Here is a 23387-nt window from a genome sequence, read left to right as displayed (position 1 = left end):
CCTAGCGTCCGGCGGCGCGCGCGATCCGGCCATGGATCGCGGCCGAGACCGCCAGTTCGATCCCCTGCCGCTCGTCCTCGATCCGGCCCTCCAGCCAGGCCGAGACGAAATAGGCCACCAGCGCGATGGCAAGCCCGGCGGCGGTGGTGGTCAGCGCCGTCCAGATCCCGCCCGCCAGCAAGCGCGGGTCCGAGGTCTGCTGGCTCAGCGCCAGGTTGCCGAAGGCGTCGATCATGCCGATCACCGTGCCCAGAAGCCCCAGCATCGGTGCCATCTGCGCCACGGCCTCCAGAAGCCGCATCCGCGCACCCATCTGCACCAGCTCGGCCAGCGCGACCTGGCGGGCCAGTTCCTCGCCATAGGCGGGTTCGCCGGGGCGGGCGCGCAGGCCGGACATGGTAGCGCCCAGCACCCGGGACAGCACGGTGCGCCCGGGCTGGGCCTTCCTCTGCGCCTCGTCGGGGCGGCCGTTCAGCCAGTCGTCCAGGATCGCCTCGGCCAGCTTGTGGCGGCCGACGCCCATGCGGCGGAACTGCATCAGCTTGAAGATCACCACGGTCAGGGTCAGCACCGACAGGCCCGCCAGGGCGGCGAAGACGATCCAGGTGACAAGCGGCAGGTCCAGGGGCATCACAATCCGAACCCGATCTCGCTGCGGTTGCGGGTCGCCAGACCGCCCAGGCAGGCGGCGCGCTGGTCCGAGCCGTCCTGGGCCGTGCATTCGGCCACGTCGTTGACCACGATGCGCCCCAGCTGGTCGCAGGGCCGGCCGGGCAGGGCGAATTGCGCGACGCGGGTCTTGCCCGGCAAGAGCGCGCCGAAGTCCAGGACCGGCAGGCTTTGCACCGCGCCGGCCCTGTCGAAGATCGCGACCTGCCAGGCGGCGCGCCTGAGCGTCTGGGGCAGGCCGTTCGTCACCACCAGCGTCAGCTGGCAGGCACCGTCCGGCGTGGCGGCGGCGCCGTTCAGCTCCAGCGTGATCGCCTCGGGCGCCTGCGCGCGCAGCGGCGGCGCGGCCAGGCCGATCAGCAGCGCCAGCAGGGCAACCGCCGGCCCAACCGCAAGCCGATGCGGCAGGGCGGCGCCTGCCGGAAAGGTTGCACCCGCTGTCAGGATCGGTTTCATGCCTGTTGACACTCCCTTTGCCCCTGCGGGCTGTAACATGGCTGGAAGCGGTGCTCAATCGGCGCTTGATCAACCCTGCATTGAAATGGCTGGTTGCCGGGCTGTCGGGCCTGGCCTGGACAGGGCCGGCGCGGGCCGAGCTGCGGCTGTGCAACCAGTCCTTCGACGTGCTGAACGTGGCGCTGGCCGAGCCTTCGGGTCAGGATTTCGCCACCCGCGGCTGGTGGCGGGTGGCGCCGAACCAATGCGCGACCCTGCAGCGCGAGCCGCTGCAGTCACGCTATTATTATGTCTTTGCGACCGATGTTTTCGGTAATGAGGTTCTGGTAGGGTCGATCCCGATGTGCGTGGCGCCGCGGCGCTTCCAGATCGAGGGCCAGCAGGATTGCCTGTTGCGCGGCTACCTGGACGCGCGTTTCGCCGAGGTGGACACGCAGGACCGGCCCGACTGGACCGTCTTCGTGACGCCAAGGCCGAATTGAGGCGCGGATGGGACAAGAACGGGCATATCTGGCGGGAATCGCCGCCCTGGCGGTCTGGCTCGCCTGCGGCTCGCCCGCGCAGGCGCAGGGGCTGGTGATCACGCCCTTGCCCTCGGACCAGGTGATCCGCGCCTCCGAGGCGCCAGCCGTGCCGCCCCCGTCGCAGCCCGGCCCCGAGCCTGCCCAGCCTGCCGCGCCCGGGCCAGATGCGCCTGCCCGGACCGGCCTGCCCCGGCCCTCGATCATCGTCGGCGATCTGGCGGTTCTCGCGGCCTACGACCCGCGCGGCCCGCTGGGCCTGCCCTTCGCGGCGCGCGAGGCGATCCGGCAGCGCGACCCGGCGCTTTTCGACCGGCTTCTGGGGCGCGGCGCCTTCGATCCGGCCGCCGACCGGCTGGCCGAGGCGATCCAGACCGAATTGCAGCGCATGGACTGCTATGGCGGCAGCATCGACGGCGATTGGGGCTCGGGCTCGGCGCGGGCGGTCGAGCGCTGGTCGCAGGCCGCCAAGGCCGAGGCCGGCAGCACCCCCGAGATCCCGCTGTTCCGCAGCATCGCCCGCAGCACCAGTTTGCGTTGCGCCGCCGTCGCCGCGCCCGTGGCGGCGCAGCCGGCGACGGCCTCGCGCGCCAATGCCAGCCGTGCGGCCTCGTCGCGCGAAAGCCGCTCGGCCCCTGCCGCCCGAACCGCGCCGCAGCGCGCGCAACCCTCCCGCGCCGCGCCAAGCGCGCCGACCACCACCCGGCAGATCAACCCGTCGCTGATGGGTTCGGGCATGTTCCGCTAGGCCATGGCCGAGGTCGATCCCCGTTTCCGGCAGATGGGCAAGGGCGCGCGCCGCCGCCGTCGCCGCGTTTCGGCCCTGCGGGGCGGGGCGGCGGCGCTGGTTTTGACCGGGCTGGGGGCTTGGCTTGGGCCGATGCTGGCGCCGCGCGTTTCGGCCCTGCTGACACCCGGTGCGGACCCGGCCATGGTGCAGGTGGAATCGCAGTTCGACATCGCACCGGTGGTGCGCGGCGACACCTTCACCGACATTCCCGGCGACCCGATCATCATCCCGCCCCCGGAAGCGGGCGAGGGCGAGGGCGCGCGGCAACTGCCGGCGCCGGCGGCATTGGCCGTCTCGGGACGGGTGCCGGGGCGGGCGGCGCAGCTTGCGCTTCTGGACAGCGCGCTGGTGCCGCGGGACCGGCAACTGGTCGCCGCTTTGCCTTCGACGCGCGAGGAATTCGCGCTGTTCCAGGCCGAACGCGGCCGCGAGCGGCTGATGAATGCCAGCCTGGCCCTGCCGGGCTCTGGCGCGGCGGCGCCCGATCCCGCCTCGGGCATCGTCTTCCTGCGCGCCGCCGCCAACCGCACGCCGCTGTGGCGCGAGACGATCCTCGAGACCGCGCGCGACACCACGGTCCAGGCGCTGCTGACCGAGAACGGCTTCGACGCCGACAGCGCGTCGCGTCTGGCCGAGCGGCTGCAAAGCCAGCTTTCCCTGCCGGGCGGATTGCCGCGGGGCGCCGTGCTGGCGCTGCGCTGGCGGCCCCGCGACGGCGGCCGCGAGGTGGTCCAGCTGTCGCTTTACGGTCCCCAGGGCTATCTGGGCTCGCTGGCGCTGTCGGCGGCCGGCCAGCTGGCGGCGGCGGCGGATGCCTGGGCCGACCAGCCGCTGCTGCAGGACGCCATGGCCCGAGCCGGCACCCCGGCGCCGCAGGGCCAGCAGCGGCTGCTGGACGTGATCTATTCGGCGGCGCTGCGCGGCGACGTGCCGCCCGAGGTCATCGGCGAGGCGCTGGCGCTGATGTCGCAGGTCTTCGACCTGGACGGCTATGCCGATCCCGAGGACCGGTTGACGCTGATCTATGCCGACGGCGCCGCCGACCGGCCGGGCGCGGTGCTGTTCGTGGGCATCAGCGGCCCATCGGGCGACAAGCCCTGCTATGTGGTGCCTGCCGATGAGGGATTCGAGTGCTACGCGCCGGGCGCGCGCGTCCGGCGGCCGGATGCTTCGGACGGGCTGTTGCAGCCGGTGGGCGGCGTGCTGTCGCAGCGTTTCGTCCCGCCTTCGGCCGGTGGAGAGGCCGAGACGGGCCGCGGGCAGGTCGTCTGGACCGCGCCGCAGGGCAGCCCCGTGATGGCCGCCGCCGCCGGCCGCATCACCGCGCTGGACGGCGATTCGGTCGAGATCAGCCATGCGGACGGGCTGCTTAGCCGCTATCTGGGCCTTGCCGCCGTCACCCCGGATCTTGCCCGGGGGGCCGAGATCGCCCGCGGCGCGGTGCTGGGCCGGGCCGGCCTGCCGCCCGGCCGGTCCGAGCCGGGTCTGGCCTTCCAGCTTGTGCAGGACGGCCGGCCGGTCGATCCCCTGCCCCTGCTGGGCGGCGGCGGCGAGGTGCTGGCCTCGGATTCCATCGAAGCGCTGATCGGGCATATCATCCGGGTGGAAAGCGGCGGCGACGCCACGGCGAAGAACCCGCGCTCGACCGCGACCGGCCTTGGCCAGTTCATCGAGGGCACCTGGCTGCGGATGATGCGCAGCTATCGCCCGGACCTGGTCGCGACGCTGGGCGCGCGCGAGCTGCTGGACCTGCGGCTCGACCCGGCGCTGTCGCGGCAGATGGTCCGCCACCTGGCGCAGGAGAACGAGGCCTATCTGCGCGCGCGCGGCCACGGCATCTCGGCCGGGCGGCTGTATCTGGCGCATTTCCTGGGCCCTGCCGGGGCCGACCTGGCGCTGCGCGCCGACCCGGCGCAATCGGTGGAAAGCGTGATGGGGCCGGCGGTGGTCGGCGCGAACCCCTTCCTGCGGCGCTGGTCCATCGCCGACCTGCGCAACTGGGCCGAGCGCCGCATGAGCGGACCGGCAGGCGCGGCGGCGCCGGTCCAGACCATGCCCGCGCAGCCGCTGACCGCCGAGTTGCGATCCTTCGTCGCCGAAATGGACCGCCTGCGGCGCAAAGGACAGGGTTGAGCGCGAAAATCGGCCTTTGCGGCCAATGGGGCTTGTGCTGGCGGGGCAGGCCAAAGTAACCCTTTTAACCATATTCGCGTGCGCCCTGCCTCCTTGCAAAAAGTAGACATTGCCAATGCTGCCAATTTTTATCACGCCGATGCGGCGCTTTGCCCGCTCTCATCTGTTTCTGACCACCGCGCTGATCTCGCTGGTCGGCTTGCCGCTTTGCCCCGGCGCGGCGCGGGCCGAGATGTATCTCGACAACGTCGATCCCGGCGATGGCGAGATCGAGGTCGCGGATGGCACCTGGAGGTGGTGGAGCGACATCTGGACCGACGAGAATGGCGAGAATGCGACCGAGCTGCCATCGACCGAGATCGGCGTGCTGCGCGGGCAAGCGGACGATGACATCAACCTGAGGATCGGCGGCACGGTGGAGGCCGGCGGGCTGACCGTTGAACGGGGTAACTTCACGCTGGATAGCGGCACCCTGCGCGCAGGCGGAGGCTCGTTCGCCTTCAGCGTCGCGGAGGGATCGGAACTGCTGATCCGCTCGGACGTCGAGGCCGCGGACGAGATCAGCGTCAGCGGGCCGGGAGAACTCATTTTTCGCGGCGACAGCGAGGGCACGGTCTCGAACGCGGGCGTCCTGACGATCCGCGGCGATCATGTCGGCAGCATCACCAATGACGAAGTGCTCAGGATCAGGGGCACGGTGAACGGGGACGTGCTGAATACCGACCGTCTGTTTGTGCGCGGCCGGGTGGACGGTGAAATCGACAATGCCGCAGAGTTGCTTGCGGACGGCGTCGGCCATGTCGACAGCCTGATCAACCGTGACGGCGCCCGGCTGACCGTCGCGACAAACTGGTCGCTGGAGGTGGAAGACACGCTGGAAAACAGTGGCGAGCTTTCCATCGGGGGCGAGCTGGATGCCGATGTTGCCTCGTCGGCAACCGGCCGCACCACCTTGTTCGGCGGCCGGCTGCAGGGCAACCTGGCCAATGCCGGGACGCTGGAGGGCGAGGGCACCATCACCGGGCATGTCACCAACAGCGGCACAGTCACGGCGGGCAGCAACATGGCTGTCGGCGGGATGACCAATGACGGCACGGTGGTGATCGGGGCGGGGAACCGGCTGGAGGCTACCGGCTCGGCGCTGCAGAACAACGCCCAGCTGACCGTGAACGGCAACCTGGCGGGCGGGCTTGACAACACCGCGACCGGCACCATGACCATGGGCGAGAACGCCATCATCGGCGGCGGCATCGACAATGCCGGCACCATGCAGATTGCCGGGCAGATCCTCGGTCGGCTGTCGAATGCCAGCAGCGTCACCACCGCGGGCGACGTCAGTGTCGGGCGGCTGATCACCCATACCGCCGGCACCACCACCATCGGCGCCGGGCATGAGCTGACTGCCGGCGAGCGCGTCGAGAACCGCGGCCGGACCAATATCGACGGCACGCTGACCGGCGACCTGCTGAACGCCGACGGCACCACGGCGCTGCGGGGCGGCACGGTCGACGGCGATGTGCAGAACGACGCCACCATGACCGGGCACGGCCGCGTCACCGGCACGCTGGACAACAACGACAGCCTGACCACCACCGGCAACCTGCGCGTCGGCCGGCTGGACAACGACGGCACCACCACGGTCGGCGCCGGCCATGTGCTGACCGCGGACCAGCGCATCTCGAACGACGGCACGCTGAATGTCGGCGGCGCGGTGACGGTGACCGGCAGCGACGGCATCCAGAACAACAGCGGCGCCACCCTGGCGCTGGACGGGGCCGAGATCACCGGCAACGTCACCAACCACGGCACGATGCTGGTCAATTCCTCGTCGCAGGTGACCGGAGACCTGACCAACCGCTCGGACCTGACGCTGGACGGCACCGCCGGCGACGTGACGCTGACCGTGGACGGCACCTTCACCAATTCCGGCGTGGTGGACGGCACCAATACCAGCGGCACGCCTTCGGCCATGACCATCGTTGCCGATCTGGTCGCGATCGAGGCCGGCGCGGTGGTGAACAACGTGAACGTCATCGGCGACGTGCTGAACCGCAGCACCCTGACCTATGACCAGGACGCCTTTCTGGACGGCAACCTGACCAATGACAGCATGGGCGAGGTCACGGTCTCGGCCGGGCTGGATGTGCGAGGCAACGATATCGGCAACCGCGGCAGCTTCCTGATCGGCACCGATGCCGATTCCTCGGGCGCCATGACCAATGTCAATGCGCTGACCAACGAGGGCAGCTTCACCATCGCCAGCGGCGCTTCGGCCTCGGCCCAGAGCGTGCTGAACGAGGGCGACGGCGAGCTGATCGTCGCAGGCACCCTGACCTCGGCCGCCGCGGTCGAGAACCAGGCCGACATGAACGTCTCTGGCACCCTTGATGCCGATCTGGACAATGCCGGCACCACCGTGCTGGCGGGCGGCACGCTGGATGGCGCGGTGACCAACAGCGGGCAGCTGCAGGGCAACGGCACCATCTCGGACTCGGTGACGAACAGCGGCACCATGGCGATGAGCGGGCAGGTGTCCGGCCAGATCATCAACATCGGCACCATCAACCAGAACGGCACGCTGAGTGTCGTCGGGCTGATCAATGACGAGCTGGTCAACATCGCCTCCGGCGGCGTGCTGCGCTCGGCCACGACGGTGCAGAACAGCGACCGGCTGTTGCTGGCGGGCCAGCTTGACGCCGCGCTGAGCAACCATGCCGGCGGTCGGGTCACGCTCAGCGGCGGCAACGTGACCGGCGCGGTCAGCAATTCCAGCGAGATGACCGGCAGCGGCACCATCACCGGCGTGCTGACCAACAGCGGCACCGCTACCATCGGCGGCCGGCTGGTCGCGGGCGTGACCAATAGCGGCCGGCTGGAATCCGAAGGCACGCTGCATACCGCCTCGCTGGTGAATACCGGCACGGTGGAGGTCGCGGCGGGCAGCACGCTGCAATCCGATACGGCGGTGCAGAACGGCAACCAGCTTGGGGTGGCGGGCCGGCTGGCCGCCGATCTGGTGAACACCGGCACCACCGCGCTGAGCGGCGGCACCATCGCCGGCGCCGTCACCAATAACGGCCGCCTGACCGGCAGCGGCACCATAGACGGCACGCTGGCGAACAACGCCGCCGCCTATCTCGGCGGTCGGGTGACCGGGACGGTGACGAATGACGGCACGCTGACCAGCAACGGCACGCTCAGCGTCGCCGGGCTGGCCAACAACGAACAGCTGAACGTGGCGCGGGGCAGCACCCTGCTTTCCGACAGCGCCATCGTCAACAACGGCAGCGTGAACCTGGCCGGCCGGGTGCAGGGCGATCTGCGCAACCTCGCCGACACCACGCTGGCCGGCGGCACCCTGGTTGGCCGGCTGGCCAACAGCGGCACGCTGACCGGCAGCGGCACCATCGACGGCACGCTGGCGAACAGCGGCCGGGCGACCATCGCCGGGCAGGTCGAGCGGCTGGAGAACACCGGCACGCTGGGCCTGTCGGGCGACCTTGCGGTCGGGACGCTGATCAATGACGAGGTCGTCGCCATTGCGGCGGGCCGGACGCTGACCACGGGCAACGCGCTGCTGAACCGCGACCGGCTGACCGTGGCCGGGACGCTGGACGGCTCGCTGGACAACCGCGCCACCACCACGCTTGCCGGCACCATCGACGGCAACGTGGCCAACAGCGGCACGCTGTCGGGCGCCGGCCAGATCGCCGGGCTGCTGCACAACCGCGGCACCCTGACCGCGAGCGGTGCGCTGACCATCGGCCAGCTAGTCAATGACGAGATCGTCTCGATCGGCGCCGGCAGCCTGCTGCGCTCGGCCGCGACGGTGCAGAACAACGACCGGCTGGGCCTTGCGGGCACGCTGGATGCCGACCTGCTGAACCGCGCCGGCGGCACGGCCACGCTGGCCGGGGGCACCCTGCGCGGCGACGTGGGCAACCTGGGGACGCTGACCGGGCAGGGCACCATCGAGGGCGTCTTGCAAAACGCCGGCAACGCCCGGATCGGCGGCCGGGTCGGCACGGTCGAGAACCTGGCGGAGGGCACCCTGCGCGTCGGCGGCGAACTGGTGACCGAGGGCTTTGTCAATGCCGGCACCGCGATCATCGCCGAGCCGAACCGGCTGACCATGGCCGATCCCGACGCGGCGGCCGAGGCGGCCCCGGTCGCCGCGCAGAACCTGGCGGGGGGCGACCTGACGGTCGACGGCACGCTGGCGGGTTCGCTGGCCAATGCCGGCCGGCTGGGCGGTGGCGGCACGATCACCGGATCGGTGCTGAACCGCGGCACGGCCGAATGGGACGGCCACATCGGCGGCACGGTCAGCAATGAATCGCTGCTGCGGCTGGGCGGCAGCGTCGCCGGCGGGGTGGTCAACCGATCCGGCGCGCTGACCACGCGCGGCACCGCGACCATCCTGGGCGGGCTGCGCAACGAATCCGGGGCCCAGATCGAGGTCGCCTCGGGCTCGACCCTGGTGACCCGGACCGAGACCGGGGCCGGCACCGCCAGCCTGAACGCAGCCGGCGCCGGCTTCGCGCTGCTCGGCACGCTGCGGGGCGATCTGCTGAACGAGGGCACGCTGAACCAGACCGGCACGCTGGACGGGTCTTTGCAGACCTCGGGAAGCGCGACGCTGGGCGGTCGGATCACCGGCGATCTGATCTATGACGGCGGGTCGCTGACCACCCGGAACGGCCTGAGCATCGGCGGCGATTTCATGCTGAACGCCGATTACACGGTCGGCGCCGGCCGCCAGATCGCGGCGGCCCGCACGGTGGTGGGCTCGGACAGCACGCTGGGGTTGGCGGGCACGCTGAACGGCGCGCTGGTGAACCACGGCATGCTCGATGCCTCGGGCGCCCAGGGGCGCGTGACCGGCGCGGTGACCAACAACGGCACCATCGACCTCGAGGACGACAGCACCGGCGGCGTGCTGACCGTGGGCGGGCTGTCGGGCAACGGCACCTATGCGCTGGACGTGAACCTGCGCGACATGACCGCCGACCGGATCGTCGTGGACGGCGGCGCGGCGCGCGGCAGCTACTATCTCAGCTTCGATCTGGGCGACCGCGACACCATCCCGCAATCCGGCGAGCGGCTGACGCTGATCGACGTGGACGAATCCTTCGGCTCGCAGAACGATTTCGTCTTCCGCCATGACGAGCTGCCGGCCGGTTCCGAGCGCATCGTCTATTCGATCGAGCGCGAGGCCGGCCGAGGCAACCTGGACCTGGTCAGCCAGCTGAACCCGGCCATGGGCGCGATCTTCGGCAACGTGGCGCTGGTGCAGTCGCTGATCGGCTCGGTGGTGAACCGGCCGACCAGCCCCTTCGTCACCTCGCTGGCTTATGAAGACACGGAAAAACCCTGCGGCATCGGCAGCTGGGGACGCGCCATCGGAGGCCATGCCACGGCGAACGGCAATACCGACAATGGCATCAGCAAGGTCGAAAGCGAGGTCAAGGCCGATTACTACGGCATGCAGGTCGGCACCGACCTGGCCTGTTTCGACGACCGTTTCGGCGGCTGGAACATGGCCTTCGGCGTGCTGGGCGGCATCAACCGCGGCTCGACCAGCCAGCCGGTCTATGCGATCAACCCCAACAACTCGCAGGATCTGACGGCGATCCTGACCTCCTATACCTCGACCGATTTCGAACAGCGCTATGCCGGCATCTACGCCACCGCGACGCGCGAGCGGTTCCAGGCCGACCTGCAATACCGCTTCGAGCGCACGGACTTCACCATCGCCAACAACCCGCTGCCCGGCTACAAGGGCCTGGGCTTGGACGAGACCGACTTTTCCAGCGACGCGCAGACGCTCAGCGGCTCGATCAGCTATGCCATGCCGATCGGTGACAGCGGCTGGGCGGTCCTGCCGACCATGGGCTTCGCCTGGTCGAAGATGTCCACGGATTCCATCCCCTTCGAGGATGGCTATCGGCTGAGCTTCAAGGACAGCACCCGCAAGATCGGCTTTGCCGGCGCGACCGTGGCCAAGACCTTCGTGCAGGAGCAGCGGAACTCGGCGCTTTACGCCTTCGCCACCGGCACCTGGTACAAGGATTTCGCCGATCCCACGGTGTCGGTCTTTGCCTCGGACGATACGGATTTCGAGCCGCAGGTGCTGAAATCCGAGAATCTGGGCGCCTATGGCGAGGTCAGCCTTGGCGCGAACTGGGTCAAGGTGCTGGGACCGAAGGCCCGCGGCCGCCAGATCAGTGCCGGCGCGCGGATCGACGCGCGCTTCGGCGACCGGCTGGACAGCGTCGGGGTCTCGGGCCAGTTCCGCTGGCAATTCTGACTGGCCTCGGACCGGGCCCGCAGCTAGGTTGGCACAACCGTTGCGGGTCCGGTCCGGGCCTCCGCCGGATCGAAGCGAACAAGAACGGGAGTCGGTGACGCATGTCCTGGTTCAGCAAAGTCGCCTGGAAAGAGGGTCTGTTCCTCCAGCCGCAGCATCTTCAGCAGGCCGACCGCTATCACGAGCATCTGGTCCAGGCCCGCACCCGGCTGATCACCCCCTATCCCTGGGGCGTGGGCGAACTGGTGCTGGACCGCGACCAGGCGCAGCAGGGCATGATCGCGCTGCGCGCCGTCGCCGGCATCATGCCCGACGGCACCCCTTTCGACGCGCCGGGCACCGGACCCTTGCCGGTGCCGGTCCGCGTGCCCGAGGACGCGGCCGGGCAATTCGTCTGGCTGACCCTGCCCGACAGCAGCCCCAACATGCGCGACGCCGCCCCCTATGAGGACGAGGGCGCGACGACCCGCTGGGGCATCGTGACCGAGACGGTCAGCGACAGCGCCTCGTCGGCGCGGATCGAGCAGGTGCTGGAGCTGGCCGTGCCGCGGCTGGAAATCGCGATCCGCAAGACCCCGCGCCCCGGCTACCAGAACATCCGCCTGGCCCGCGTGGCCGAGGTGCGCGACGGCGTGGTGACGCTGGACGAGACCTTCCCGCCGCCCTCGCTGGTCATCGGCGCGCATCCGCAGGTCATGGGCTACCTGACCCGCGTGATCGGCTGGATCGAGGCGCGGCTGGAAAGCCTGTCGCGTTATGCCACCGACCCCTCGGCCGGGGGCGGATTGCAGGCCAGCGATTACCTGATGCTGATGGTGCTGAACCGGCAGATCGGCGTCTTGCGCCACCTGTCCCGCACCCTGGCCGTGCATCCCGAGGCGCTGTATCGCGAGCTGGTCTCGCTGGCGGGGGAACTGGCGAGCTTCGACAGCGCCAGCCGCCATGCGCCCGATTATCCGGCCTATGACCACGAAAATCCCAAGGAAAGTTTCGGCGAGATCGTGGCGGATATCCAGCGCCTGCTGTCGCGCGACGTGGGCCGGGCCATCCGGCTGCCCCTGCAGCAGGTGCGGCAGAACTCCTATCTGGCAGCCGTCGCCGACCGCAACCTGTTCCGCGAGGCCACCTTCATCATCGAGGTCGAAAGCGCCAAGCCGCTGTCGCAGGTGCAGATGCAGTTCCCCGAACTGTGCAAGGTCGGGCCGAACACCCGCATGTCGGAAATCGTCAACAACAACCTGCCCGGCATCGCGCTTCAGCACCTGCCGAACCCGCCGCGGCAGATCCGGGTGCTGTCCTCGAACGTCTATTTCCGGCTGGAGCGCAACTCGCCCCTGTGGCGCGAGTTCTCGACCGCGACCGCCATCGGGATGCATTTCGCCGGTGACTGGCCGAATCTGAAGCTGGAATTGTGGGCCGTGCCCGAGAGGTCGTGATGGCGGGCAAGGACGACGACGGCGACAAGACGGTCTTTGGCGGCCCGCTTCCGGGCCAGCGCCCGCAGGACTGGTCGCGCCCGGCGCCGGGGCCGGAGGACGGCCGCACCGCCATCGGCGGGCCGGGCGGCGGCTCGGGCTCGCCCTTCGGCCAGCCGGGCGGCTGGGGCAACCAGCCGGCCGAGGGCCAGACCTGGATCGGCGGTCCGTCGCGGCCGGCCGCGCCTCAGCCGCAGCCCGGCTATCAGGGCTATCCCGGCGGCTGGCAGCAGCCGGCGCAGGGCGGGCAAAGCCCCTTCGGCCCGGCCGATCCCTCGCAGATCGGGCGGGCGGCGGGGCCGGATCAGCGCGGCTTCTTTCCCGACATCGCCACGCAGCAAGCCCCGCAGAACCGCGTGGCGCCGCGCATCCCGCAGGCGCAGGCGATGCAGGTGCGCGATCTGGGCGCGGCCAGTTCCTCGAACCCGCTGATCGCCGCAGCGGCGCCGCTGCTGATCCTGCTCGGGCGGCTGCGCACCGGGCTGGTCGAATTGCAGGTCGCGCCGCTGATGGAGCATGTCACGCGCGAAATCGACCGCTTCGAGCGCAATGCCGTCGCCGCCGGCGTCAACCCGCACGAGGCGCTGGTGGCCAAATACGCGCTGTCCGGCACGGCCGACGACATCGTGCAGAACCTGCCCGGCGCCGATCGCGGCAACTGGCAGCAATATTCCATGGTCGCGCGCTTCTTCCACAAGCGCGATTCCGGCGTCGGCTTCTTCCAGGAGGCCGAGAAGGCGCTTTATGCCCCGGCGCAGAACTACAACCTGCTGGAACTGATGCTGGTCTGCCTGTCGCTGGGCTTCGAGGGCCAGTTCCGCACCATGCCGAACGGCGCGGCCGAGCTCATGCGCATCCGCAGCGCCATCTATGAAAGCCTGCGCCGGGTGCATCCGCGCCCGGACGAGGATATTTCCGTGATGTGGGCGCCGGTTGTGCAGGGCAAGGCCCGCCGCTTCGGCGCCATCCCGGTGCCGGCGGTGGCGGGCATCGCCGCCGTGGCGCTGGTCGCCGCATTCGCGACGCTGCTGACGCTGATCAACCGCGACGGTGCCGTCGCGGCCGAGGATCTGCGCGGCGTGGCGCTGGACGCGCCGGTGATCCAGATCGACCGCACCCCGGGCGAGGTCTATGTGGCCGAGATCCCGCAACTGCAACGCATCCGCGACGCCTTTGCGGCCGAGATCTCGGACGGCCGCGTCTCGGTCGAGGCCAAAGGCGATTATATCGCCGTCCGGGTCGGCAACCTGCAGCTGTTCGATTTGGGCTCAGTCACGGTGAAGCCGGGCTTCGCCGATCTGGCCGGACGCATCGCCGAGGTGCTGAACGGCGAGAGCGGCCCGATCCTGATCGAGGGCCATACCGACAACGTGCCCGTCTCGGGCCGGGGCCGGTTCAAGGACAATTACCAGATCTCGGCCGCCCGCGCCGAGGGCGTGGCCGAGGTGCTGAAACCCTTGCTGAGCGACCCCGCCCGCGTCACCACCGAGGGCCGGGGCGAGGACGATCCGGTCGGCGACAACGCCCAGCCCGAGGGCCAGGCCGCCAACCGCCGGGTCGAGATCATGCTGGCGCGCGAGGGCACCTATGACGCCCCCGCCCCGCAGGAGGCCGCGAATTGAGACTGCTAGGCATCTACGTCCCGACCCCGCGCTGGAGCAAGCACGGCTGGTGGCGCTGGACCGTCACCCTGCTGGGCATCGCGGCGCTGTGCGCGGCGGTCTGGATCGGCGGGCCGATGACCGGCTGGGCGCCCCTGGCCTCGGTGTTCTGGCGCGGGCTGGTCGTCGGGCTGATCCTGGCCACCACGCTGGCGGTGCTGCTGGTCCGCTGGCGCCGCCGCGTCCGCGCCGCCCGCGCCATCGAGCAGGCGCTGGTGCCCGCCGAGCCAGAGGGCGATGGTAAAGCGCTGGCCGAGAAGATGACGGAAGCGCTGGCCGTGCTGAAGAAATCCGGCGGCGCGGCCTCGCTCTATGATCTGCCCTGGTATGTCATCATCGGCCCGCCGGGCGCCGGCAAGACCACGGCGCTGGCGAATTCCGGCCTGGATTTTCCCCTGGCGCAGACCCAGGCCATCAGCGGCTTCGGCGGCACAAGGAACATGGATTTCTGGTTTGCCGAGGATGCGGTGCTGATTGACACCGCCGGCCGCTATACCACGCAGGACAGCGACAAGGTGGCCGACAAGGCCAGCTGGGACGCCTTCCTGGACCTGCTGAAGCGCACCCGCCCGAACCGGCCGATCAACGGCGTGATCCTGTCCTTTTCCGTCGAGGACATGATGCAGCAGGATGCGGCGACGCTGCAGGCCCATGCCGAGACGGTGCGCGCCCGGCTGGCGGAACTGCACGAGCAGCTCAAGATCGACTTCCCGGTCTATGTGATGCTCACCAAGGCCGACCTGATCGCCGGCTTCCGCGAATATTTCAGCAGCTTCAGCCTGAGCCGCCGCAAGCTGGTCTGGGGCGTGACCTTCCAGACCGCCGACCGCAAGGCGATCACCCACGAAGCCGTGCCGGCCGAGTTCGACCGCCTGGTCTCGCGCCTGTCGGACGAGATCATCGACCGGCTGTCCGAGGAACCGGACGGCGTCGCCCGCATCGCCATCTTCGGCCTGCCGGGGCAGATGGCGCTGCTGCGCGACAGCGTGTCGACATTCCTGCGCCGGGTGTTCGAGCCGACGCGTTACAAGACCAACGCCATCCTGCGCGGCTTCTATTTCACCTCGGGCACGCAGGAGGGCACGCCCATCGACCAGGTGCTGGGCGCGATCCAGGAGCCGGGCATGGGCATCGGCTCGGGCTTCATGTCGGGGCGCGGGAAAAGTTTCTTCATCCACGACCTTCTGCGCGGCGTGGTGTTCCCGGAACAGGGCTGGGTCTCGCATGACCGCAAGGCGGTGCGGCGGGCCTTCGTGCTGCGCTCGGTGGCGCTGGCGGCGATCGCGGTGGCGACGCTGGGGGCCGGCACCGCCATCGGCGTCAGCTACTGGAAGAACCGCGACCTGGTCCGCACCGCCGAGGCCGAGACCGCCAATTGGCGCCGCGCCGCCGCCGAGGAATTGCAGCGCGACGTGATCGACGATCCGGACCTGACGCCGGTGCTGCCGCTGCTGAACGACCTGGCCACCATGCCGGCCGGCTATGGCGACAGCGAGGAGCCCAGCCTGTGGGAAGGCTTCGGCCTGAGCCAGCGCGACCGGCTGAACAAGGTGGCGACGGATACCTATTCCAATGCGCTGGAACGGATGCTGCGCCCGCGGCTGATCCTGGACCTGGAACGGCGGATGCCGGAAATCATCGCCTCGGGCGAGATGACCGAGATCTATCGCGCGCTGAAGGTCTATCTGCTGCTCGGCAAGCAGGGCGAGACCACCGACGACCCGGCCATCGAGGCCTGGTTCGTGCAAAGCTGGCGACAGGACTATCCCGGCCGCACCGGGCTCGAGATGATCGACCGGCTTGCCGGCCACCTCAAGGCCATGCTGACGCTGGACGATCGCCGCGACTTGCTGGTGACGCTGGATCAGGCGACGGTGGATCGCGCCCGCGCCGCGATCGCGCAACTGCCGCTGGACGAACAGGCCTATGCCATTCTCAAGGACGGCGCCGTGGCGGCCGGGCTGCCGGACTGGAACCTGCTGGACGCGGCGGGCGGCGGCGCGGCCGGCCAGGTCTTTGCCACCCGCGACGGCAGCGACCTGGCCACGCTGACCATCCCCGGGCTTTACACCTATGAGGGTTTCTGGGGCTATTTCTACGACCAGCTTGCTGTGGTGGGCGAGGAATTGCGCCGCGACCAGTGGGTGCTGGGCGATTTCGCCAATTCGGACGAGATCGAGGGCCGGCTGGCGCGGCTGGACCGCGATCTGCTGGACCGCTACCGCGCCGAGTTCATCGCCGCCTGGAGCAAGGTGCTGGACAATCTGACGCTGACCTCGATGGTCGCCGACAAGCCGCAATATGCGGCGCTGGGGACGGCGGCCGGGGCGCAGAACTCTCCCATCCTGGAACTGGTCAAGGCGGTGGCCGACCAGACGCAGCTTTCCCGCGAATACGAACAGCTCGAGGGCGAGTTGCCGCCCGCGGGGGCCGAGGCCGGGACGGAGGGAGGCGGCGCGGCGGGCGGTATCGGCGACGCGCTGGCCTCGCGCATCCAGTCGCGCTCGACCGGGGTGCAGCGCATCCTGATGGATGCGGCGATGCGCAAGCAGGGCAAGGGCACCCGCCGCGCCGGCGCCGGGGCAGAGGAGGAGACCAACAGCGTCACCGCCCCCATCGAGGCGATCTCGAAAGCCTTCGAGAACTGGCAGCTTCTGGTCGCGGGCGAACCGGGCAAGCGGCCCATCGACACGCTTTTGGGCAACCTGGGCGCGATCTGGGAAAACCTGCGGCTGGCCGAGCACAATCCCGACCAATCCGCCGCCGCCCTGCCGACGCTGCTGAACTCGCTGACGCAATACAATTCGCAGTTGCCCGACCCGCTGGCGCGCATGGTGACCAAGGCCGAGGGCGATTTCCGCTCGGGCGCTTCGGATGCCTCGATCGAGGTGATGAACCGGGCGCTGACCGACCGCATCACCTTCATGTGCCGCGACAGCGTCGCCTCGGCCTATCCGTTCGGCAGCGGCTCGCGCAGCCTGTCCATCGACAATTTCGCCCGGTTCTTCGGTCCGGGCGGCGAGATGGACCGCTATTTCACCGAATACCTGGAACCCTATGTCGAGCGCAGCCCCGAGGGGCTGAAATGGCGCGAGGACAAGGAGATGACCCAGCGCCTGTCCACCGCCACCCTGCGGCAGTTCGAGCGGGCCGAGCGCATCCGCCGCGCCTTTTTCGCCGGCGGCGGCACCAGCCCTTCGGTCGAGATCACCGTGGCGCAGGTCGATGCGCATCCGACCGTGCAATCCGCGATCCTGGCCATCAACGACACGGTGATCGAGACGGCGACCGGCGCGCTGCCGCGCACCGTGGTCTGGCCGGGTGCCGGCAAGGCCACGGTGCTGCAACTGTCGCCGCCGCTGGCGCGCGATTCCGTGCTGCGCTTCGAGGGCAGTTCCTGGACCTTCATGCAATTGCTCGACGCCGCCCGCTACAAGGAGCAGCGCGGCGACACGCTGCGCGCCACCTTCATGCTGGGCGGGCGCAACATCACCTATGATTTCACCATCAACGCGGTGACGAACCCCTTCACCATGCCCGAGATCAGGGATTTCCAATGTCCGCAGAGCATCGACTGACGGCGGGTGCGGCCGGGCTCTACGGCAAGCACCCGGGATTTGGCGATTTCATCTCGGCCGGGCTGGCCGAGGGCTGGCAGGGTTTCGGCGACTGGGCGCAGGCGGTGCTGGGGCAATGGCGCGACGCGGCCGGGCCGGACTGGCAGGCGCAGTTCGACGCGGCGCCGGCGGTCTGTTTCTGGATCGGCCCGGCCCTGACCGGCGCCGGGCAGGCGCTGCGCGGGGTCTGGCTGGCCTCGCGCGACCGCAGCGGTCGGCGCTTTCCGCTGATCGTGGCGCAGGCGGGCGGCACGCCGCCGGTGCTGGATGCGGCGCAGGATTTCTATCGCGCCGCGCATCGCGCGCTTCTGGACATGCTTGGCGCCGAGGGCTTCGACCCGCGCGAGGCGGCGCGGGCGCTCGACCTGCCGCCGCCGGGTCATGCGGCGCCGGGCTGGCCCGGCTTCTGGGCCGCCAACCCGTCGCTGCCGCCCGAGGGGCTGCTGGCGCAGCTGGCCGCCACCGATCACGCCCATGCCACCGCGTCGCGCAGCTATTGGTGGTTCCAGGCCGCCGAGACGGGGTCTTCCGGCCTGCTGTGCTGCCAGGGCTGGCCCAGCCCGCCCGAGATCGGCTGGCTGATCGCCGGCGGCGCCATCCGCGAGGTCGAGGCATGAACACGCCGCAGCCGGTCTTCACCTATGATTTCGCGGCGCTGACCGATCGCGGCCGCCAGCGCGCGCATAACGAGGACAGCATCGCCGCCCGGCCCGAATTCGGTCTCTGGGCGGTGGCGGACGGCATGGGCGGCCATGCGGCGGGCGAAGTGGCCAGCGGCATGATCGCCGAGGAACTGGCCTCGCTGGGCGTGCCGGTCAGCGCCCAGGACCAGCGGGCGCGGGTGATCGAGCGCATCGACCGCGCCCATCGCCGCATCCTGGACCATGCGCAGCGCAACGATGCCGGCGGTGCCGGCTCGACCGTAGCGGCGCTGCTGCTGCACGAGGCGGAACTGGCCTGCGTCTGGGCGGGCGACAGCCGCATCTACCTGCTGCGCGACGGCGCCCTGACCCGGCTGACCCGCGACCACAGCGAGGTGGCGATGCTGGTCGCCGCCGGCCGCATGACCGAGGAGGAAGCACGCAGCTCGGGCCGGCGCAACGTCATCACCCGGGCCATCGGCGTGGGTGCCGCCGCCGATCCCGAGACCGTCACCGGCATGGCCAAGGACCGCGACCGCTTCCTGGTCTGCTCGGACGGGCTGACCGAGCATCTGGACGATGCCGAGATCGCCGCCTTGCTGGGGCGCTCGGGTCCTGCCGCTTCCGTCGCCTCGGCGCTGCTCGAGGAGGTGCTGCGGCGCGGCGCGCGCGACAATGTCAGCGTGATCGTGGTCGATTGCCTGGCGCTGCCGGCCGTGGCCGAGGACGTGGAATAGCCATGGCCGATGCCGAGGACGACACGCCCGATGCCGCCCCGGACGCGGCCGACCGCACGGTGATGGCTGCCCCCGAGCCGTCCGCCGCCGATCCGACGGTCGTCGGCGCCCAGCCCGCGCAGGCGAGCAAGCCAGAGGTCCGGCTGGTCGAGGCAGGCACGCTGATCAACAACAATTATCGCATCCTCGGCCTGGTCAGCGCCGGCGGCATGGGCGAGGTCTATCGCGCCGAGAACGTCTTCACCGGCGATCCGGTGGCGGTCAAGGTCATCCTGCCGGGCCTGGCCAATGACGAGGCGGTGCTGGACATGTTCCGGCGCGAGGCTCGGGTGCTCGTGCAGTTGCGCGACGAATCGATCGTGCGCTATCACAATTTCGTCCTCGATCCCGGGCTGGGCCGCTATTGCCTGATCATGGAATTCGTCGAGGGCCGCCATCTCGGTGACCGGCTGAAGCAGGACGGTCCCCTGGCCGAGGCCGAGGTGCTGGCGCTGACGCGCCGCATCGGCACGGGATTGATGCGGGCGCATGACCGCGGCGTCACCCATCGGGATCTCTCGCCCGACAACGTGATCCTGCGCGACGACCGCATCGACGAGGCGGTGCTGATCGACTTCGGCATCGCCCGCTCCACCGAGCTGGGCGACGGGCTGGCCGGGCGCTTCGCCGGCAAGTTCAAGTATATCGCCCCCGAGCAGCTGGGCCATTGGGGTGGCGAGATCGGGCCGCGCACCGATGTCTACGGGCTGGCGCTGCTGGTCGCGGCGACCGCGCGCGGCAAACCGCTGGACATGGGCGATTCCGTGGTCTCGGCCTCGGCCGCGCGGCAGGGGATCCCGGACCTGACCGGCATCTCGCATCGGCTGTTCCCGCTGCTGCAGCACATGCTGGAGCCCGACCCGGCGCGGCGGCCGGCCGACATGGGCGCGGTGCTGCGGATGCTGGACGATCCGTCGTTGATCCCTTCGCGCTATCGCCTGCCGCTCTGGAGCCAGGGCGGAGACGAGCCGCCGGTGGCCGAGGGGCTGACCGGCAGCTTCGGCCAGGGCTCGGGCCTGGGCGGGCCGGCGCATTCCGCCAGCCCCTTCGGCGCCTCGCTGCCGCCGCCGCCGGTCGAGGCCCCCGAAGCGCCCCAGCCGGTGGTCCGCAGCCGCTGGCCGCTGGTTGCGGCCGCGGCGGTCCTGCTGGCGGCGGCGGGCGGGGTAAGCTGGCTCATGCTGCGCCCCGCCGGCGTTGCGCCGCCGCCCGAGCCGCCGGCCGCCGCCGATCTGGTGCCGCGCGACGCCTCGACCCGCGAAGGGTTCCTGGCCGCCCAGCCACTGCCGGCCTGCGTGCTGGCCGACCGGATCGCCGCCGGGCCGAATGCCGGCCAGATCCGCTTTCTCGGTCCGGCCGACCTGGATCCGGCGCCGGTGGTCGCGGCCTATGGCGGCCGGTTCGGCGTCAGCCCCTCGGTCCAACGCGGTCTGGTCAGCGATGCGCAATGCCCCACGCTGGCTTTCCTGCGCGAGATCGCCGGCCGCCCCGCCCCGCCCGTCATGCTGCAGGCGCAGGCCAGCGCTGCCGGGGACCGGCTGCAGATCCGCGGCTCGGTCGATGCGGGCGAGGGGCGCAATCTCTGGTTGCTGATCGTGCCACCCTCGGGCGAGATCTACGACCTGTCCTCGCAATTGGGCGATGCTGGTGGCGGCGGCCGTTCCTTCGGCTTCGCGCTGTCCCAGGGGCCGGCGGGGACGGGATCCTATCTTCTGATCGCGCTGGCCACCAATGCGCCGATCGCGGCGGTGGCCGCCGCGCCTTCGGGCGTTCCGGCCGAGGAACTGCTGCCGCGGGTGCTGGAGGAGTTGCGCGCGGCGGGCGAGGCGCCCTCGATCGCGGTCCAGCCCATCGCGATGCCGTAAGGGAAGGCGGCGGATTTTGTCCACCCCCGTCCGGCCGCGCTTTGAATGCCCGGCGAATGGCGTTATGAATGGTGATGCATTGAGTGGAGGCATTTGTGAACGTCCCTTTCAAGCAGACAGGCCGTCTTGGTCGCCTGACCACGGCCCTGGGGCCTGATGAGCTGGCGCTTTTGCGGCTCGACGGCTCGGATCATCTGAACGAGCTTTTCGATTATCGCGTCGAGGCCTTGGCCATTCACAGCAAGGTCGATTTCGATGCGCTGATCGGCACCCACGCCACGGTCGAGATCGAGGGCCGGTCCGGGCCGCGCCAGTTCGACGGCATCGTGACCCAGGCCCGCTGGGCCGGGGTGGGCGAAAACGGCCATCGCTACGACCTGACCCTGCGGCCCTGGCTGTGGCTGGCAAGCCGGCGCCGCAACCAGCGGATCTTCCACAACAAGACCGTGGTGCAGATCCTGACCGAACTGTTCGCGGATTACGCCCCGCTGGGCGATCCGGCGCTGGAGTTCCAGTTGTCCGAGGATTACCCGGTGCTGGAATATACCGTGCAATATCGCGAATCCGACATGGACTTCGCCCGCCGGCAGATGGAGCGGCATGGCATCAGCTTCCATTTCCGCCATGCCTCGGGCAGCCATACCATGGTGCTGACCGACGACGTGCTGGCGCATGAGACCATCGGTTTGCGGCCCTACAAGTCCTATGACGGCCATCATCAGGCCGAGGGCGAGCATTTCTGGGACTGGTCGGCCGAGCGCAACCTGACCACCGGCGCGACGCGGCTGATCGACTACAATTTCAAGACCCCGACCGCCGCCATGGAGGTGGACCAGCTGGGCGATGCCGCCCATGCCTTCGGTCAGCTGGAAAGTTTCGAATATCCCGGCGATTTCCCGGATCAGACGACCGGCCGGCGCATCGCCCAGCGGCGCATGAAGCAGTTCCGCGGCGGCGACAGCCGGGTGCGCGCCATGGGCGATTGCCTGGCGCTCGGCTCGGGCAAGACCGTGACCCTGGGCGGCGACGAGGTGCCGGGCACGGGTGAACGGTTCCTGTGCCTGTCGGCCAGCCACCATTTCGTCTCCGAGGCCTATGGCTCGGGCGGGGCGGGCAGCGACGGCTATTCCTTTTCCGGCGCCTATGTGCTGATGCCGGACAAGGCGCCGATGGTGCCGCCGCGGCGCACGCCCATGCCGGTCATGCAAGGCCCGCAGACCGCCATGGTGGTCGGCGAGGGCGAGATCGACTGCGACGAGTTCGGCCGCATCCTGGTGCGGTTCCACTGGGATCTCGAGGGCGCGATCTCGATGCGCTGCCGGGTGGCGCAGAACTGGGCCGGGAACGGGCTGGGCGGCGTGGTGATCCCGCGCATCGGCATGGAGGTGGTGGTCGATTTCATCGACGGCGATCCCGACAAGCCCATCGTCACCGGTTGCGTGGTGAACGGCCAGAACGGCAATATCTACGGCCTGCCCGCCAGCAAGACGAAAAGCGGCTTCAAGACCAAGACCCATCAGGGCTCGGGCTTCAACGAGCTGAGCTTCGAGGATGCCAATGGCACCGAAAAGATCTTCCTGCACGCGCAGAAGGATATGGAGCGGGTCATCAAGGACAACGAATCCACCCTGGTCGAAAACGGCAACCGCGCCATCACCGTGCAGACCGGGGACGAGACCAAGGCCGTGGCTTCGGGCAACCTGACCGAGACGGTGGCGCTGACCCGCGCCAGCCAGGCCACGAAGATCACCGAGACGGCGGTGGCCGGCAAGGCCGGGCCGGGCGTCATCGCCTATTCTGCCGATGACGACATCACCGCCACCGCCAAGAAGCTGGTCTCGCTGCATTCCGACCTGAAGATGCAGCAGACCGCCAAGACCATTTACGCCGAGGCCAAGGAAGCCATCACGCTCAAGGTCGGCAGCGGCACCATCACCATGACCAAGGACGGGATCGTGCTGCAATTCGGCTCGACCCGCGTCACCCTGGCCGAGGGCGTGCTGGACCAGGTGGCCGGAATGATTCATCTCAACAAGGATTCAGCGGGCTGATGTATCGCATCAATGAAGGCAGCATCGACCTGCCGCGCGCATGGCAGGACCGGACCATCAATGTCGTGTCCTCGAACCCGGCGGGGCCGGGGGTGTCGCTGACCATCACCCGCGACGACATGCCCTGGGGCATGGGCTTCGCGGAATATGTCGAGGACCAGGCGAAACAGGCCGCGCAGGCGCTGAAGGATTTCCGCATCGACGCCCGGCGCGAACTGTCTGTGAACGGCGTCCCCGCGATCGAGATCGAATGCCATTGGGTGGCCAAGCAGGGGCCGATCCACCAGCTGATCACCACCGTCAGCGCCAGCGGCGGCCGGGTGCTGGTGCTGACCGCCTCGACCGGGGGCGAGATGAGCGCGGCGCAGCAGGCCGAGATGCGGCGCATCGTCTCGACCCTGCAACTGGAAACGGTGGGGGCCTGA

14 protein-coding genes are annotated in these 23387 nt (G+C 69.8%); 12 read left to right on the top strand and 2 right to left on the bottom strand.

Annotated features, from left to right (window positions below; all coding sequences use genetic code 11):
• Position 1 precedes the first annotated feature (1 nt).
• Together NBE95_RS17690 and NBE95_RS17685 are read right to left on the bottom strand one after the other, a co-directional pair.
• The gene (locus NBE95_RS17690; protein ID WP_289896351.1) at positions 2-631 is read right to left on the bottom strand and encodes a MotA/TolQ/ExbB proton channel family protein; all 630 of its coding nucleotides are present in this window, start codon (positions 629-631) and stop codon (positions 2-4) included.
• A complete protein-coding gene (locus tag NBE95_RS17685; protein ID WP_289896350.1) occupies positions 631-1125 on the bottom strand; it encodes a hypothetical protein in 495 nt (164 codons plus the stop codon). Before NBE95_RS17685 ends, NBE95_RS17690 begins: the two co-directional genes overlap by 1 nt.
• A gap of 80 nt (positions 1126-1205) precedes the next feature.
• Here NBE95_RS17685 and NBE95_RS17680 point away from each other — a divergent pair, with 80 nt between their 5' ends.
• The 12 genes from NBE95_RS17680 to NBE95_RS17625 all read left to right on the top strand — a co-directional run bounded on the left by NBE95_RS17680 (position 1206) and on the right by NBE95_RS17625 (position 23387).
• A complete protein-coding gene (locus tag NBE95_RS17680) occupies positions 1206-1607 on the top strand; it encodes a DUF1036 domain-containing protein (RefSeq protein WP_289896349.1) in 402 nt (133 codons plus the stop codon).
• A 7-nt stretch (positions 1608-1614) separates the two neighbouring features.
• On the top strand, positions 1615-2394 hold the full coding sequence (locus tag NBE95_RS17675) for a hypothetical protein (RefSeq protein ID WP_289896348.1): 780 nt from the start codon (positions 1615-1617) through the stop codon (positions 2392-2394).
• 3 nt (positions 2395-2397) lie between these two features.
• Entirely contained in the window at positions 2398-4569 is a 2172-nt protein-coding gene (locus NBE95_RS17670; RefSeq protein ID WP_289896347.1) for a M23 family metallopeptidase, read from the top strand.
• Between the two features lie 115 nt (positions 4570-4684).
• Complete coding sequence (locus NBE95_RS17665; protein ID WP_289896346.1) at positions 4685-10879, top strand: hypothetical protein; 6195 nt, start codon at positions 4685-4687, stop codon at positions 10877-10879.
• A 101-nt stretch (positions 10880-10980) separates the two neighbouring features.
• Entirely contained in the window at positions 10981-12315 is a 1335-nt protein-coding gene (gene tssK / locus NBE95_RS17660; protein ID WP_289896345.1) for a type VI secretion system baseplate subunit TssK, read from the top strand.
• Positions 12315-13976: a type IVB secretion system protein IcmH/DotU gene (gene icmH / locus NBE95_RS17655; protein ID WP_289896344.1), complete on the top strand. Its 1662-nt coding sequence runs from the start codon at positions 12315-12317 to the stop codon at positions 13974-13976. The genes tssK and icmH overlap by 1 nt, the downstream gene beginning before the upstream one ends.
• Positions 13973-17593 (top strand): type VI secretion system membrane subunit TssM, encoded by a 3621-nt coding sequence (gene tssM / locus NBE95_RS17650; protein ID WP_289896343.1) that lies wholly within the window; start codon positions 13973-13975, stop codon positions 17591-17593. Before icmH ends, tssM begins: the two co-directional genes overlap by 4 nt.
• Entirely contained in the window at positions 17572-18249 is a 678-nt protein-coding gene (tagF, locus tag NBE95_RS17645) for a type VI secretion system-associated protein TagF (RefSeq protein ID WP_289896342.1), read from the top strand. Before tssM ends, tagF begins: the two co-directional genes overlap by 22 nt.
• Positions 18246-19010, top strand: a complete 765-nt coding sequence (locus NBE95_RS17640; RefSeq protein ID WP_289896341.1) for a protein phosphatase 2C domain-containing protein — start codon at positions 18246-18248, stop codon at positions 19008-19010. The genes tagF and NBE95_RS17640 overlap by 4 nt, the downstream gene beginning before the upstream one ends.
• 2 nt (positions 19011-19012) lie before the next feature.
• Positions 19013-20911 carry a serine/threonine-protein kinase gene (locus tag NBE95_RS17635; RefSeq protein ID WP_289896340.1) on the top strand — a complete coding sequence of 633 codons (1899 nt, stop codon included), beginning with the start codon at positions 19013-19015 and terminating at the stop codon, positions 20909-20911.
• Between the two features lie 95 nt (positions 20912-21006).
• Positions 21007-22962, top strand: a complete 1956-nt coding sequence (gene tssI / locus NBE95_RS17630) for a type VI secretion system tip protein TssI/VgrG (RefSeq protein WP_289896339.1) — start codon at positions 21007-21009, stop codon at positions 22960-22962.
• A complete protein-coding gene (locus tag NBE95_RS17625) occupies positions 22962-23387 on the top strand; it encodes a DUF1795 domain-containing protein (RefSeq protein ID WP_289896338.1) in 426 nt (141 codons plus the stop codon). Before tssI ends, NBE95_RS17625 begins: the two co-directional genes overlap by 1 nt.

The sequence above is a fragment of the Paracoccus sp. TOH genome, assembly GCF_030388245.1.
GTDB classification, from domain to species: domain Bacteria; phylum Pseudomonadota; class Alphaproteobacteria; order Rhodobacterales; family Rhodobacteraceae; genus Paracoccus; species Paracoccus simplex.
Note: the sequence above shows the minus strand (reverse complement) of the source record. Positions and strands in the feature narration are given on the sequence as shown.

Bases quoted from the DNA above. Each gene is read 5' to 3' on its own strand.
- NBE95_RS17690 (WP_289896351.1), bottom strand. From the start codon at position 631: ATGCCCCTGGACCTGCCGCTTGTCACCTGGATCGTCTTCGCCGCCCTG.
- NBE95_RS17625 (WP_289896338.1), top strand. From the start codon at position 22,962: ATGTATCGCATCAATGAAGGCAGCATCGACCTGCCGCGCGCATGGCAG.
- NBE95_RS17675 (WP_289896348.1), top strand. From the start codon at position 1,615: ATGGGACAAGAACGGGCATATCTGGCGGGAATCGCCGCCCTGGCGGTC.
- NBE95_RS17685 (WP_289896350.1), bottom strand. From the start codon at position 1,125: ATGAAACCGATCCTGACAGCGGGTGCAACCTTTCCGGCAGGCGCCGCC.
- NBE95_RS17640 (WP_289896341.1), top strand. From the start codon at position 18,246: ATGAACACGCCGCAGCCGGTCTTCACCTATGATTTCGCGGCGCTGACC.
- NBE95_RS17635 (WP_289896340.1), top strand. From the start codon at position 19,013: ATGGCCGATGCCGAGGACGACACGCCCGATGCCGCCCCGGACGCGGCC.
- NBE95_RS17665 (WP_289896346.1), top strand. From the start codon at position 4,685: ATGCTGCCAATTTTTATCACGCCGATGCGGCGCTTTGCCCGCTCTCAT.
- tagF (WP_289896342.1), top strand. From the start codon at position 17,572: ATGTCCGCAGAGCATCGACTGACGGCGGGTGCGGCCGGGCTCTACGGC.
- tssK (WP_289896345.1), top strand. From the start codon at position 10,981: ATGTCCTGGTTCAGCAAAGTCGCCTGGAAAGAGGGTCTGTTCCTCCAG.
- icmH (WP_289896344.1), top strand. From the start codon at position 12,315: ATGGCGGGCAAGGACGACGACGGCGACAAGACGGTCTTTGGCGGCCCG.
- NBE95_RS17670 (WP_289896347.1), top strand. From the start codon at position 2,398: ATGGCCGAGGTCGATCCCCGTTTCCGGCAGATGGGCAAGGGCGCGCGC.